Below are 13755 nucleotides of genomic sequence, written 5' to 3' on the forward strand. Positions count from 1 at the left end.
TTGATCACGCATGATTTATTCGCATGACATACGCTTGACTGTGTCGCGCATTCGCGTAGAAAGCGCGGATCGAATATCACCCCAAAAGGGAAGACATCCAATGAAGACCTATTCTGCGACACCGGCAGATATCGACAAGAAATGGATCCTGATCGATGCCGAGGGCGTCGTTCTGGGCCGTCTCGCGTCGATCGTCGCCACGCGCCTGCGCGGCAAGCACAAGCCGAGCTTCACGCCCAACATGGACATGGGCGACAACGTGATCATCATCAACGCCGACAAGGTTCAGCTGACCGGCAAGAAGCGCGAGAATCCGAACTACTGGCACACCGGCTATCCCGGCGGGATCAAGTCGCGCACGACCGCGCAGATCCTCGAGGGCGCGCATCCCGAGCGCGTCGTCTCGCAGGCCGTCAAGCGCATGCTGCCCGGCAACCGTCTGGCCCGCCAGCAGATGACCAACCTGCGCATCTATGCCGGCGCCGAGCACCCGCACGAGGCCCAGAAGCCCGAAGTGCTGGACGTGAAGAACATGAACTCCAAGAACACCCGGGTGGCTTACTGATGACCGAAGAAATCAAATCCCTCGAAGGGCTGGAAGCCGTCGCCGAAGGCACCGGCGCCTCCGCCGCAGAAGAGACCATTTCCCGCGAGCCCGTGCGCGACGAGCTTGGCCGCTCCTACGCCACCGGCAAGCGGAAGGACGCGGTGGCCCGTGTCTGGATCAAGCCGGGCTCCGGCAAGGTGCAGGTGAACGGCAAGACCATGGACAAGTACTTTGCCCGCCCGGTGCTGCAGATGATCCTGCGCCAGCCCTTCTCGGTGGCCGGTGTCGAGGACGAGTTCGACGTGATGGCGACCGTCACCGGCGGCGGCCTGTCGGGCCAGGCCGGTGCGGTCAAGCACGGCATCTCGAAGGCCCTGCAGCTCTACGATCCGACCCTGCGCCCGGCGCTGAAGGCCGCGGGCTTCCTGACCCGCGACAGCCGCGTGGTGGAACGCAAGAAGTTCGGCCGCCGCAAGGCCCGCCGCAGCTTCCAGTTCTCGAAGCGCTGATCGGTTCGACATATGTTTGGGGAAAGCGCGGTTTCGGCCGCGCTTTTCTTTTTCCGGGCGTGAGGGGCTCCCGGAGCCACGGCTGACTTGCCTCCGGGGGGTGGCGAACCTATACGAACGAAATCGGGCAAGTGAGAGCGGACAGGCGTGAAATACAGGCGCGAGATCGACGGGCTGAGGGCGGTGGCCGTGCTGCCGGTGATTCTGTTCCATGCGGGGCTGACCTTCTGGAGCGGGGGGTTCGTCGGGGTCGACGTGTTCTTCGTGATCTCCGGCTATCTCATAACCACGATCCTGATCGACGAGCGGGAGCGGGGCACCTATTCGGTTCTGAACTTCTACGCGCGGCGGGCGCGGCGGATCTTGCCGGCGCTGTTCCTAGTTCTGATCGTCTGTATTCCCTTCGCGTGGATGTGGATTGCGCCCTATCCGCTCGAGGATTTCGGGCGCAGCATGGCTTTTGCGGCGCTGTTCATTTCCAACGCCCATTTTCTTGAACATGGCGGATATTTCGACCTGAACGCCGATCTGCGGCCGCTGCTGCATACGTGGAGCCTTGCGGTGGAGGAGCAGTATTATCTGCTGTTTCCCCTGGTTCTGTTCTGCCTTCGCAAGTTCCGGAAGGTGAAATACGTGATCGGTTTCACACTGCTGGCGCTGGCTTCGCTGGCGGTGGCGGAATGGGGGTGGCGGAACTATCCGAACCAGAATTTCTATTTCACGCCCTCGCGGCTTTGGGAAATGCTGGCCGGGTCGCTTTGCGCCGCGATCCTCTATCAGCGGGCGCAGATGAAGAGCGAGGTGCTGGCCGGGCTGGGGCTGGCGATGATCCTGTATTCGACGGTGTTCTTCGATGCGGCGCTGCCGTTCCCGTCGCTCTACACGCTGGTTCCGGTGGTGGGCACCTGCCTGATCATCCTGTTTGCCGAGCGCGAGACGGTGACGGCGCGCCTTCTGTCGATCGGACCATTTGTCGGCATCGGGCTGATCAGTTACAGCGCCTATCTCTGGCACCAGCCGATTTTCGCCTTTGCCCGCATCCGCTATCCCGAGCATCTGCCGGACTGGGTGATGATGCTTCTTGCCGCGCTGGCGCTGGGGCTGGCCTGGGCAAGCTGGCGGTTCATTGAGCAGCCGTTCAGGGGCAAGACGCCGCTGGTTCTGCCGACGCGGCGGGGCGTTCTCTCGGTCAGCCTTGCGGGGATCGTGGCCTTTGCCGCGTTGGGTCTCTGGACGAAGGCGAAGGAGGGGTTTCCCTCGCGGATCGATTTTGAGGCGTCGGCCTTCCTTTCCAGGCTTCATGATCAGACCAGCTATCATCCTACGGCGAAGACGATCTGCATTGGGTGGGGCAACAACCTGTGCCCGGCCTATGTGCCGGATAATCCGACGCGACGCATTGCCATTCTGGGGGACAGCCATTCGCGGGTGATCCTGTCGGCGTTCAAGTCGGTCTCCGAGGCGCTCGACATGACCGTGCTGCTGGGCGACGAGAATGCCTGTCCCCCCTTGCTGGGCGTAAAACTTCCGCGCGGAGGCGGCTTGGCGCGGAAATGTCAGGCCTCTGTCGACAAGTTTACGCGGCAGGCGGTCGAGGCGGAGGTCGATACCGTGGTGCTGATCGCGCGATGGAGCCTGTATGTCAGCGGGGATTACGATGGGATCGACCCGAAATACGAATTGGTGTCCGACAGGAGCGACGCAGGGTTCCTGACACAGTCCGATCACGTGGCGGTTTTTGAAGAAGGGCTGCGCAAGACCTACGCCTACTTCGCCGATGCCGGAATTCGGGTGATGGCCGTCTCGCAAGTACCTCAGCAGCGGCTCATTCCGGAAACCTTGGTGCAGAGCGCCATGCTTCTGGGCCTCGAGGATGAGGTCGCGCGGCGTCGTTTTGAGGAGAGTTTCGTAACTCGCGAGGACCATGATCGCCTGCAGGCGACGGCACGCGGCATCCTGCGCGAGGTGGCCTCGGAGTACGGGATGCCGGTTCTTACGTTGGATGAGGGGTTTGCGCATGGCGACCGGTTCGCGTGGCTCGCCGGGAACGACGCGCTTTACCTGGATGATGACCATGTGTCGGACGTCGGCGCGCAGCGGCTGGCACCGCTGGTGCTGGAGGCGCTCAGCCGTCCGGTGGAATGAGGCCGAGCCCCCGTAGGTAGATGCCGATGCCGGATTCGAGCAGGTCCTCGGGCGGGAAGGGGCTTTGCGTGCCGGGGGAGTTGCGGGCGAAAAGCTCGACCACGCCGTGAGAGAGCGCCCAGACATGGGCCGAGAACATCGAGGGTGGCGGGCGCTTCTCTGGCGGGATGTGCTGGCTCAGCGCCTCGGCCGCGCGTTCCAGCACGGAACGGGCGCGGCCCGCCACCGCGGCCAGTTCGGGGGTGCGGTTGACCGAGATGCCGCTTTCGAACATGGCGATGTAATGGCCCGGATACTTGCGGGCGAAGGCGAGGTAGGCGCGGCCCGTCGCCTCGAAACTGGCCAGGGCCGAGGGCTGGCCCTGGTCGTAGGCGAACTGCATCACGTCGGCGAAGATCTCGTAGCCCTGCCGGGCGGCCTCGGCGATCATGTCGTCGCGGCCGGCGAAGTGGCGGTAGACGGCCGCCGGGGTGACGCCCGCCTGTTTCGCCGCTTCCGACAGGGTAAAGCCGGTGGGGCCCTTTTCCTCGATCAGGTCGAGCGCGGCTTCGACGAGGGCCTGCCTGAGATTGCCGTGGTGATAGCCGCGTTTACCCATCCCAGATGTCCGGGCCTCCGCAGACCTGCGGGTCGGGCGATCCCAGCGCCTTGGCGTGCTTGCGGTCGTAGTTGAGGGCAAGCAGCACGCGGCGGATCGCCTCGACCCGGGCGCGGCGCTTGTCGTCGGAGCGGACCACGGTCCAGGGCGCGTGGGTGGAATGGGAGCGCTCGAGCGTTTCGGCGATGGCGGCGGAATATTCGTCCCATTTGTACAGGCCTTCGACGTCGATCCGGCTGAGCTTCCATTGTTTGAGCGGATCGCCCTCGCGCTTGAGGAAGCGGCGGAGCTGTTCGGCGCGGCCGACATTGAGCCAGAACTTGAAGAGGTGGATACCATCTTCGACCAGCATCTTCTCGAATTCGTTGACCTGGCCGAAGAACTGCTCGCGCTCGGCGTCGGAGCAGAAGCCGAACACCTTTTCGACGACGCCGCGATTGTACCAGCTTCGGTCGAAGAACACGATCTCGCCGCCGGCGGGGAGGTGGTCGACATAGCGCTGGAAATACCATTGCGTCTGTTCGGTGTCGGAGGGTTTGGGAAGCGCCACGATGCGCGCGCCACGAGGATTAAGATATTCCCGGAAGCGCTTGATCGTGCCGCCTTTTCCGGCGGCGTCACGGCCTTCGAAGACAAGGACGACACGTGCATTGGTGGCCTTGACCCAGGCCTGCAGCTTGACCAGCTCGATCTGCAGGTTCTCGAGGTCCTTCTCGTAATGCTTTTTCGGCAGGCGTTCGGAATACGGGTAGCTGGGGGAGAGGATGTCGTCCTTGTCGGCGCGCCGGATGGCGTTCCGGACGTCTGCCGGGGCGTGCTGCTCGAAATACTCGGTGATGGCCCCGTCGAATGGCAGCTCCATGCGTGCCTCCCTGTTTTTTCAGTATAATATGGCTGCTTAGCCGCCCGGGCGCAATCCGGCGCGTTGCGCGGCGCGGCGGATGGCGTCGACCACGGCGTCTTCCTCGGAATGCTGGATCATGTGGCCGGCGCCGTCGAGCGTGGTGAGGTGGGCATCGGGGATGGCGTTGGCCAGCGGCTCGGAGTGGATCGACAGGCCCACCGTGTCATCCGCCGTGCCGTGCAGGATCTCGGTGGGCAAGCCGATCTGCGGGTAGTGCGGGACCAGCGCGCGGATCTCTTCCAGCAGGTTGGCGCGTTGCAGCGCATTGGCGCGCAGGCTTTGCCGGCGCAGGGTCAGGCCGGGGCCGAAATGGTCCATGTAGCCTTCGGGAACGGGATCGGGGGCGAACACGGCGCCGATGGCCTGCTCCACGCGGGATTCGGGCACGAAGGCGGTGATGAGCGGGATGACGATCGGGCCGAGAACGGGATGCGACAGGAACTTGTAATAGGTCGAAAGGCCCGTCGTCCAGGTGTGGGAGGCGGCGGAGAGGGCAACGAGGGCGGAGAGGTTATCCGGGTGGTGGACGGCCCAGGCCAGCGCGACCGCGCCGCCGTAGGAATGGCCGACGACGATGGGCTTGTCCGCGCCGAGCTGTGTTGCAGCGGCTGACAGCAGGTCTGCCTGTTGGGTGATGGTTGCGCCGGAGGCGTCGATCCGATCGGTGTAGCCCAGCCCCGGCCGGTCGAAGACGAAGACGCGGAACTCTTTGGCCAGTCGGGGCGCCAGCGACAGGGTCATGTCGCGCGTGTTGCCCGAGGCGCCGTGGATCAGCACCAGGTCGGGGCCGCGGCCCATTACCACGGCATGGACCTTGTGCCCCTGCACCTCGATCACCTGCCCCTCGGGCGGATGGGAGGCCTCGGCCTGCGCTTCCTCGGATCGGGCGCGGAACTGGACCACGGCCCAGAATACCGCCAGCGCGAGGGCGGCAAGGGCGAGGATCTTAACGGCCAATGGCATTCAGATCGAACGGCGTCGACTGGTAGATCTCGTTGATCCAGTTGCCGTAGAGCAGGTGGGCGTGGCTGCGCCAGCGGTTGAGCGGCATCTGCGACGGGTTGTCGTCGGGGTAGTAGTTGCAGGGCACGTTGACCTCCGTGCCGGCGGCGATGTCGCGGTCATACTCCTGCTTGAGCGTGTCGCTGTCATATTCGAGGTGGTTGAAGATGTAGAGCGCCCGGTGGCCGGGATCCTCGACAAGGCAGGGGCCGACCTCTTCGGAATGCAGCAGGGTGGTCAGGCCCGGGGCCGCGTCGATCTCTGCCTTGCGCATCTCGGTCCAGCGGCTGACCGGGATCACGCAATCGTCGGAAAAGCCGCGCAGCAGGGGCGAGGCGGGCTTCATGTTGCGGTGGCGGAAACAGCCGAAGGCCTTGTGGTCGAGCATGTGCTTGTCGACGCCGTGCAGGTGCTTGATCATGGCCATCCCGCCCCAGCAGACGCCGAAGGTGGATTGCACGCTGGTCTGGGTCCAGTCGAAGACGCGGCGCAGCTCGTCCCAGTAGGTCACGTCCTCGAAGGCGAGATGCTCGATCGGGGCGCCGGTGATGATAAGCCCGTCGAACTTCTCGCCCGTCGCCTCGACCTCGGCGAAGGGGCGGTAGAAGCTTTCCATGTGCTCGGCCGCGGTGTTGCGGGTTTGGTGTTCGGTCATCCGGATGAGGCTCAGTTCTATCTGCAGCGGCGTGGCGCCGATCAGACGGGCGAACTGGTTCTCGGTCTGGATCTTCTTGGGCATCAGGTTCAGCAGGCCGATGCGGAGCGGGCGGATATCCTGACGCGAGGCGTGGTCTTCGCTCATGACCATCACGCCCTCGCGCGTCAGCACGTCATAGGCGGGCAGATCGGCGGGAATCTTGATGGGCATGGCGGAAATCGTCTTTCTGAACGTCGGTGCGGGAACGGGTTAGATAGGGGGTCAGCCGGTGCGCTCAAGGGCCGTGGCGACAAGCTGTTCGAAGTCGCCGGTGGTGCGCAGGCGCGCCATCTCGTCGGCGGAGACGGTGATGCCCCATTTCGCCATCGCCTCGTAACGCGGTTTGCGGTGGGCCAGCGCCTTGGCATAGGTCCAGCGGATGAAGGCGTCGGGGTCGACCTCGGCCTCGGCACAGCCTTTCTGGTCAAGGTAATCGGCCCAGACCTCGTCGAGAAACTCGGGCTGGTAGCACATCGGTTTCGGCGCCTTGTCGAAGCGGCGGATCAGCTCCTCGGTATGGGCCTCGTCGCCCTCGATGCGGATCAGCAGGCAGCGTTGGGACAGTTCGGTCAGCAGGGGGTCCTTCGGGTCGTCGCCGTCGACCCATTCGCAGATCGAGCCGCCGGTATCGCAGATGAAATGCGGATAGCCGTAAAGCGCCTCGGCGCGGTCGATGAAATAGGCGGTGTCCTGAAGCGCCGACATCTCGGCCCGGCGGAACTGTTCCTGCCGGCGGCGGAACTCGTCGATCGGCAGGCCGCCCTTGTCGGGGTCGCCGGGCTTGCCGAGATAGGCCGACACGGGCTTGAGGTTATGGAACGAGATGTTCGAGCCGATATAGATCGAGTCGCTCATCAGGAGGTCGCGCAGGAACGGCACCTTCATCGCGTGCGCCTTGGCGTTGTCGGTGATGAACTCGCCCATGTAGCGGGTGCCGATGCGGTAGTCGATCGAGTAGTGAAACCAGTCACCGGCGTCGCGCAGCATGTTCGACAGGTGTGTCTTGCCGAGGCCGGACATGCCGTAGACCAGCACGCGCTTGCGCGGTGCGTTCCGCCACTCGTCTGCAGAGGCATAGATCATGGTGCGTCCCTTTCCTGACAGGCTTGGTAGCCAGAGCCGCGGCAGGGGTCAAACCACAAAGCGATGGGGACAAAGGAAAACCCCGCCCGAAAGGGGCGGGGTTCCGGAAATTTGCGGGTCTGGCGAGGCTCAGTTGAGCGCGACGCGGACCTTGAGGCCGACGCTGACGGCGTTGTTGTCCTGGAAGTTGCCGCGCGGCGTGTCCGGCGTGCCGGTTTCCGGCAGGGCGTCGCCCAGCCACGTGTAGCGGACGCCGCCCGAGATATCGATCCGTTCGGTCAACTTGTACTGGCCGCCGACTGCGATGGCCGTCTGGCCGTTGGTCGGGGCGAGCGGCGAGACGAGGCTGTCGCTGCCGCCGGCTTCATAGGACACCGCGACGCTGCCCGAGAACCGCTCGGAGAAGCGGCGGCCGACGCCGATCTCGTAGGTGGTGACGCTGTCGAGTTCGGCGAGGTTCGGCACCGGGCTCGGCGGGTTGAGCGAGAACGACTCCCAGTCCGCCCAGCGGATCGAGCCGAAGACCAGGGTGTTCTGGTTGATGCCCGATTGCGCCGCCAGTTCGAAGGACTGCGGAATCTCGACATTGGTGATGCCGGTGCCGACCGGAGTGCCGGTGCCGCCTGCGGCGACCGGGATGTTCTCGGTCGTGCCCATGCGCAGGTCGACAGCCGAGTGGTAGGTGCCCGACACGCGCAGCGCGTATTCCGGGATCTCGTAGGCCGCGCCGATGACGTAGCCCGTCCCGTTGTTGCTGCTGAAGCGGACCGTGTAGCCGCTCAGGGGGCCGTAGGCGAGGCCGGACAGGCGGATGGTGCCGTCTGCCTTGACCGCACGCGGGCCACCATAGACCGAGAAACGGTCGGTGATCTTGTACTTGAGGATCGCCGTCAGCGAGGCCGAATCCGCCTTGGCAAAAGTGCCACCCAGAAGGGTCGTGCCGGGATTGCCGCCATAGGCCGTGTCGGCGCCATAGGGTTGGTCGGCAATGACGGCGAAGGTAAGGCGTTCGCCAAAGTCGATCTTGACCGCCGAACCCAGAACGCCGAAATCGTTCCCGACATTCGCGATCGAGTTGCCCAGCAGGTCGGAGCCGGTCAGGTCGGGCATGGTGAACCCGTACGAGACTTCGGCGAAGCTGCCTTGCTCGAAGATCTGGTCGAGGGGGGTGTAGCTGCGGTCAAGTCCGCCTGCGGTTGCAGTGCCTGCACCCAGGGCGAGTGCGACGGCTGTCGACGTGAATTTTTGCATGTGCTCTCCTCCGGAAATTGAAAAACACGCTACCAGCCTTGCGCGCTCGATCAATTTTGACGCGGCGTCAGACATGTAACAGCACTGCAACGGTGGCCGGTCCGCAACATATTTGTCACGGTTATTACCCTCGGGAATGATTTTTTCGCGTCTGGAACCACAGGTTGAGGTAGTTCGCCCCGAAGATCAGGCCGGCGCCGAGGATCACGAAAATGTCCACCGGCTCTTCGTAGACCAGCAGGCCGATCACCGCGATCACGGGCAGGCGGAGGAAATCCACCGGCGTGATCAGGGTGGCCGGCGCGATGGAAAGCGCCGTGGTCAGGCAGAAATGCGCGGTGAGCCCGCCAAGGGCAATCAGCACCAGCCAGGGCACCGAGCCGGCCGAGGGCAGGGCGATATCCCCGTCGAACCCGGCGCAGGCAAGGCCGAAGAAGCTTTGGGTCAGGGTCATCCAGAACAGGATGCAGGTCAGGGTTTCGGTGCGGGTCAGCCGCTTGGTGAAGATGATCGACCCGGCAAACCCGATCGCCGCGGCGGCGGCCGAGAGCGTGCCGATATTGAGCGTGTCTGGGCTGGGCCGGGCGACGATCAGGATGCCGATGAAGCCGATCAGCGCGGCGAGGATGCGCACACGGGTCAGTTTCTCGCCAAGCAGGAGGGGGGAAAGGACCAGCACCCAGAGCGGCGAGGTGAATTCGAGCGCGAAGACCTGGGCCAGCGGGATGAGGGTGATGGCGTAGAACCAGAGGTTCTGGCCGGCGAAATGGAAGACGTTCCTGACAAGCTGCGTGCCCGGTTTGCGCAGGCTGAGCTGGGCCAGCGTGCCGACCGCGGGGGCCACGGCCATGACGATCAGGAAGCCGATGATGCTGCGGTACATCATGATTTCGAACGTATCGAGCTCGAAACTGACGGTGCGCCCGGCCACCGCCATGGTCGAGAAGGAGACAACCGCCCCCAGCATCCACAGGGCGGCGCGCAGGACCTGCGCGGTATCGGTCTCTGCGGGGCCGTTCGGATCGGGATAAACGGCCATGGCTCAGGCCGGGCCTGTCCGGTAGCGCTGCACGTCAGGTGGCCCGAAGCAGGGGCGATGAGTCGTCATGTATCAGCCGGGGTTGCGCCGCACGGGGCCGGAAAGAATGGCCGCGGCGGCGCCGCGACACGAGTCACTGGCCCGTGCGTAGCAGAGGTTTGAACCGTCGCCAATCATCCAAAGCGCCGAACGTGCCGGAGTGGAGGGTCGGGCCGCGGTGTCTTTCGCGGGGGAGGTGTTCGTTCCGGTGGTTGGGCGGGATCACTCCCACTCGATGGTGCCCGGCGGTTTCGAGGTGATGTCGTAGGTGACGCGGTTGATGCCCTTCACCTCGTTGATGATGCGCGTCGCCGTCTCGCCGAGGAAATCGTGGCTGAACGGGTAGTAATCGGCGGTCATGCCGTCGACGCTGGTCACGGCGCGCAGGGCGCAGGCGTAATCGTAGGTCCGCCCGTCGCCCATGACGCCCACGGTGCGCACCGGGAGGATCGCGACGAAGGCCTGCCAGATCTCGTCATAGAGCCCGTGCTTGCGGATCTGGTCGATATAGACGGCGTCGGCCTTGCGCAGGATTTCGAGCTTGTCCCTGGTGATCTCGCCGGGGCAGCGGATGGCGAGGCCGGGGCCGGGGAAGGGGTGGCGGCCGATGAAGCTTTGCGGCAGGCCCAGTTCCCGGCCGAGCGCGCGCACTTCGTCCTTGAAGAGTTCGCGAAGCGGTTCGACCAGTTTCAGGCCCATCTTTTCCGGCAGGCCGCCCACGTTATGGTGCGACTTGATCGTGACCGAGGGGCCGCCTGAGAAGGAGACCGACTCGATCACGTCCGGATAGAGCGTGCCCTGGGCCAGGAAATCGGCGTTCTCGATCTCGTTGGCGTGTTTCTGGAACACGTCGATGAACAGCCGGCCGATGGTTTTTCGCTTTTGTTCCGGGTCGCTTACGCCCTCAAGCTCACCCAGGAACAGGTCCGACTCGTCGGCATGGATGAGGGGGATGTTGTAATGGTCGCGGAACATGGTCGTGACCTCTTCGGCCTCGCCCAGCCGGAGGAGGCCGTGATCGACGAAGACACAGGTGAGCTGGTCGCCGATGGCCTCGTGGATGAGCACGGCGGCGACCGAGCTGTCGACCCCGCCGGAGAGGCCGCAGATCACCCGGCGGTCGCCGACCTGTTCGCGGATCTTGGCGATTGCCTCGTCGCGGTAGGCGGCCATCGTCCAGTCGCCGGTGAAGCCGGCCAGCTTGACGAAATTGGCATAGAGGGTCTTGCCGTTCGGGGTGTGGTGCACCTCGGGGTGGAACTGGACGGCGAAGAAGTTCTTCTTCGTGTCCGCGGTGATGGCGAAGGGGGCGTAGGGCGAGGTGCCGTAGACCTCGAAGCCCGGCGCGATGGCCGAGACGTGGTCGCCATGGCTCATCCAGACCTGTTCGCGGCTATCGTCGGAGGCGAACCAGCCGTCGAGCAGCGGCAGCCGCTCATCCGAGGGGGTGACATAGGCGCGGCCGAACTCGGCAGTGCCGTCGCCGCGCTCGACGTTTCCGCCCAGCATCTGCATCATCACCTGCTGGCCGTAGCAGATGCCGAGGATCGGGACGCCCAGGTCGAACACCTTTTCCGGCGGGCGGGGCGACCCCTCGTCTATGACCGAGGCCGGGCCGCCGGAGAAGATCACGGCCCTGGGGGCGAATTCGTCGAGAAACTCGTCGGTCACCTGCTGGAACGGGTGAATCTCGCAGTAGACGTTGAGTTCGCGCAGGCGGCGGGCGATCAGCTGGGTGACCTGGCTGCCGAAGTCGATGATGAGGAGGCGGTCGTGCGGTGTCTGGCTCATACCTTGCCTAGTATGGCGGGCGGCGCTTGCGCGCAAGACCTGCGTTCACGGGGGCGGCGTCAAAGGCGGGTTAACCGAATCCGGCTATGAATTTCCGGTGCGCCGTGCTGCTTCGGTTTGCGCAATTTTGATCGTGGATGTCGGTTTTGGCCGGGCAAAGCCGCAAATCCGCCGTGTGCGACAGAATGATGAAGATAAAAGCGGGCAAACGGCGCCGATGGGGCCGGAGTCGGGATCGAGGAGACCTGTTCAATGAGCGAAGCAGCAGCCCGGAGACGAAGCCGTGGCGGTGGCGGTGCCGCCCGCCGCGCGGAACGCACGGCCGTCAGCATTGAAACCGCCAAGTATATCGAGCGGAACATCCCGCTCTTCGAGGTGCTGAACGAAGAGGCGCTCGACATCATCGAACAGAATGCCGAGACGGTGCTCGAGGAGATCGGCGTCAATTTCGTCGAGAATCCCAAGGCGTTGCAGCGCTGGCGCGATGTCGGCGCGGATGTCGAAGGAGAACGGGTGCGCATTCCGCGCGGCCTGGCGCGGGAGCTGATCAAGACCGCGCCCGGCGAATACACCCAGCACGCCCGCAACCCCGAGCGCAGTGTGGTCGTCGGCGGGCGAAACCTGGTCTGTGCCCCGGTCTACGGCCCGCCCTTCGTGCGCGACATGGACCACGGCCGCCGCTATGCGACGATGGCGGATTTCGAGCAGTTCGTGAAGCTGGGCTACATGTCGCGCTGGCTGCACCATTCGGGCGGCACCGTGTGCGAACCCACCGACATTCCGGTGAACAAGCGCCATCTCGACATGCTCAAGGCGCATATGACCCTGTCGGACAAACCCTTCATGGGCTCGGTCACCGACCCCAGCCGCGCGCAGGACAGCGTCGACATGTGCGGCATCCTCTTCGGCGACGATTTCGTGCGCGACAACACGGTGATGACCTCGCTGATCAACATCAACTCGCCGATGACCTTCGACGAGGTGATGATGGGCGCGCTGGAGGTATACGCCCGCAACAACCAGGCCTGCATCATCTCGCCCTTCATCGTCGGCGGGGCGATGGCGCCGGTGTCGGTGGCGGGCACGCTGACGCAGGTTCTGGCAGAAGTGCTGGCCGGGATCGCCTATTCGCAGATCATCCGCCCCGGCGCGCCGGTCATCTTCGGGGCCTTCGTGACCTCGATCGACATGAACAGCGGCGCGCCCACCTTCGGCACGCCGGAGGCGTCGCTCATTACCTATGGCGCGGGGCAACTGGCGCGGCGCTACGGCTTGCCGTACCGGTCGGCCGGGTCGTTCAACGGCTCCAAACTGCCCGACGCGCAGGCGGCCTACGAGTCGGCCAACAGCCTGAACCTCGGGCTGCTGTCGGGCGTGAACTTCATGCTGCACTCCTGCGGCTGGCTCGAAGGGGGGCTGGTGTCCAGCTTCGAGAAGTTCGTCATGGATGCCGACCAGCTTGGCGCGCTTCAGAACATGGCGCGCGGCGTCGACATGACCGAGAACGGGCAGGCGATGGACGCGATTCGCGAAGTTGGGCCCGGCGGGCATTACCTCGGCTGCGCCCACACGCAGGCGAACTTCAAGCAATCCTTCTGGCGCTCGGACCTGCTCGACTACAAGCCGTACGAGCAATGGGCCGAGGAAGGCGAGCGCGATACGATGACGCTCGCCAACGTCAAGGTGAAGCAGACGCTGGCGAACTATCAGCAGCCGGCGCTTGACCCGGCGATCTCGGAAGCGCTCGACGCCTTCGTCGCCGACAAGAAGGCCTCGATGCCCGACGCCTTCTCCTGATCCGGCTGGGCGGCGGCGCGCATGAGCCGCACCTCGCCCGGAATCGCGATCACCACATCGACATGGCGCGCCGGCGAATAGCCGGCGTAGTCATGTCTGCGGAGCTGGTTCAGCTCTCCCTCGATTTCGAGCAGGGTTTGGAGCACCGCCTCGCTGTCGGGGTGATGCAGGTCGCCCAGGTGGCGCCGCAGGGTTCTTTCCCGGTTGTAGATTCCAACGCCGATGCGCGCCGCCTCGATCAGCAGGGCAGGGCGGCGCAGGTGCGCGAGGTTGGGGATTGGCTTGGTCATGGCAGTCTCCGGTCCAGGCAGAATGACGTTTGGACGAAGCAATCTGGCACAACCTGAATCGGT

General features: G+C 64.6%; 13 protein-coding genes. 4 read left to right on the forward strand and 9 right to left on the reverse strand.

The genetic code is table 11. From position 1 onward, the window contains the following. Positions 1-100 precede the first annotated feature (100 nt). The 3 genes from rplM (at position 101) to RLN94_RS07445 (ending at position 3201) form a co-directional block, all read left to right on the forward strand. Positions 101-565, forward strand: a complete 465-nt coding sequence (rplM, locus tag RLN94_RS07435; protein WP_350126812.1) for a 50S ribosomal protein L13 — start codon at positions 101-103, stop codon at positions 563-565. Further along, the gene (rpsI, locus tag RLN94_RS07440) at positions 565-1056 is read left to right on the forward strand and encodes a 30S ribosomal protein S9 (protein WP_350126815.1); all 492 of its coding nucleotides are present in this window, start codon (positions 565-567) and stop codon (positions 1054-1056) included. Before rplM ends, rpsI begins: the two co-directional genes overlap by 1 nt. A 147-nt stretch (positions 1057-1203) precedes the next feature. Further along, positions 1204-3201 (forward strand): acyltransferase family protein, encoded by a 1998-nt coding sequence (locus RLN94_RS07445; RefSeq protein ID WP_350126818.1) that lies wholly within the window; start codon positions 1204-1206, stop codon positions 3199-3201. On the opposite strand, the gene RLN94_RS07450 is transcribed toward RLN94_RS07445, so the two are convergent. The 8 genes from RLN94_RS07450 to guaA form a co-directional block, all read right to left on the reverse strand. Beyond that, positions 3182-3799, reverse strand: coding sequence for a TetR/AcrR family transcriptional regulator (locus RLN94_RS07450; protein WP_350126821.1), 618 nt, complete (start codon positions 3797-3799; stop codon positions 3182-3184). The two genes, RLN94_RS07445 and RLN94_RS07450, sit on opposite strands and share 20 nt — an antisense overlap. After that, positions 3792-4661 carry a polyphosphate kinase 2 gene (ppk2, locus tag RLN94_RS07455; protein ID WP_350126824.1) on the reverse strand — a complete coding sequence of 290 codons (870 nt, stop codon included), beginning with the start codon at positions 4659-4661 and terminating at the stop codon, positions 3792-3794. The genes RLN94_RS07450 and ppk2 overlap by 8 nt, the downstream gene beginning before the upstream one ends. A gap of 36 nt (positions 4662-4697) precedes the next feature. After that, positions 4698-5666: an alpha/beta fold hydrolase gene (locus RLN94_RS07460; RefSeq protein ID WP_350126827.1), complete on the reverse strand. Its 969-nt coding sequence runs from the start codon at positions 5664-5666 to the stop codon at positions 4698-4700. Beyond that, entirely contained in the window at positions 5650-6573 is a 924-nt protein-coding gene (gene metA, locus RLN94_RS07465; RefSeq protein ID WP_350126830.1) for a homoserine O-acetyltransferase MetA, read from the reverse strand. Before metA ends, RLN94_RS07460 begins: the two co-directional genes overlap by 17 nt. Positions 6574-6624: 51 nt before the next feature. After that, a complete protein-coding gene (locus RLN94_RS07470) occupies positions 6625-7485 on the reverse strand; it encodes an ATPase (RefSeq protein WP_350126833.1) in 861 nt (286 codons plus the stop codon). A 129-nt stretch (positions 7486-7614) separates the two neighbouring features. Then, on the reverse strand, positions 7615-8736 hold the full coding sequence (locus tag RLN94_RS07475) for an OmpP1/FadL family transporter (RefSeq protein ID WP_350126836.1): 1122 nt from the start codon (positions 8734-8736) through the stop codon (positions 7615-7617). A 124-nt stretch (positions 8737-8860) separates the two neighbouring features. Next, on the reverse strand, positions 8861-9775 hold the full coding sequence (locus RLN94_RS07480) for a DMT family transporter (RefSeq protein WP_350126839.1): 915 nt from the start codon (positions 9773-9775) through the stop codon (positions 8861-8863). 261 nt (positions 9776-10036) lie between these two features. Continuing rightward, entirely contained in the window at positions 10037-11605 is a 1569-nt protein-coding gene (guaA, locus tag RLN94_RS07485; RefSeq protein ID WP_350126842.1) for a glutamine-hydrolyzing GMP synthase, read from the reverse strand. Positions 11606-11857: 252 nt separating this feature from the next. On the opposite strand from guaA, the gene RLN94_RS07490 reads away from it, so the two are divergent. Next, positions 11858-13402, forward strand: coding sequence for a trimethylamine methyltransferase family protein (locus RLN94_RS07490; protein ID WP_350126845.1), 1545 nt, complete (start codon positions 11858-11860; stop codon positions 13400-13402). On the opposite strand, the gene RLN94_RS07495 is transcribed toward RLN94_RS07490, so the two are convergent. Further along, positions 13312-13692 carry a DUF6477 family protein gene (locus RLN94_RS07495; protein WP_350126848.1) on the reverse strand — a complete coding sequence of 127 codons (381 nt, stop codon included), beginning with the start codon at positions 13690-13692 and terminating at the stop codon, positions 13312-13314. The two genes, RLN94_RS07490 and RLN94_RS07495, sit on opposite strands and share 91 nt — an antisense overlap. Positions 13693-13755: the final 63 nt, after the last annotated feature.

Source organism: Roseovarius sp. (assembly GCF_040223625.1).
Classification (GTDB): Bacteria; Pseudomonadota; Alphaproteobacteria; order Rhodobacterales; family Rhodobacteraceae; genus Roseovarius.

Coding starts and splice junctions, on each gene's coding strand:
- ppk2 (WP_350126824.1), bottom strand. CDS start 4,661: ATGGAGCTGCCATTCGACGGGGCCATCACCGAGTATTTCGAGCAGCAC.
- RLN94_RS07460 (WP_350126827.1), bottom strand. CDS start 5,666: ATGCCATTGGCCGTTAAGATCCTCGCCCTTGCCGCCCTCGCGCTGGCG.
- RLN94_RS07475 (WP_350126836.1), bottom strand. CDS start 8,736: ATGCAAAAATTCACGTCGACAGCCGTCGCACTCGCCCTGGGTGCAGGC.
- RLN94_RS07470 (WP_350126833.1), bottom strand. CDS start 7,485: ATGATCTATGCCTCTGCAGACGAGTGGCGGAACGCACCGCGCAAGCGC.
- RLN94_RS07450 (WP_350126821.1), bottom strand. CDS start 3,799: ATGGGTAAACGCGGCTATCACCACGGCAATCTCAGGCAGGCCCTCGTC.
- RLN94_RS07495 (WP_350126848.1), bottom strand. CDS start 13,692: ATGACCAAGCCAATCCCCAACCTCGCGCACCTGCGCCGCCCTGCCCTG.
- rplM (WP_350126812.1), top strand. CDS start 101: ATGAAGACCTATTCTGCGACACCGGCAGATATCGACAAGAAATGGATC.
- guaA (WP_350126842.1), bottom strand. CDS start 11,605: ATGAGCCAGACACCGCACGACCGCCTCCTCATCATCGACTTCGGCAGC.
- rpsI (WP_350126815.1), top strand. CDS start 565: ATGACCGAAGAAATCAAATCCCTCGAAGGGCTGGAAGCCGTCGCCGAA.
- RLN94_RS07480 (WP_350126839.1), bottom strand. CDS start 9,775: ATGGCCGTTTATCCCGATCCGAACGGCCCCGCAGAGACCGATACCGCG.
- RLN94_RS07490 (WP_350126845.1), top strand. CDS start 11,858: ATGAGCGAAGCAGCAGCCCGGAGACGAAGCCGTGGCGGTGGCGGTGCC.
- metA (WP_350126830.1), bottom strand. CDS start 6,573: ATGCCCATCAAGATTCCCGCCGATCTGCCCGCCTATGACGTGCTGACG.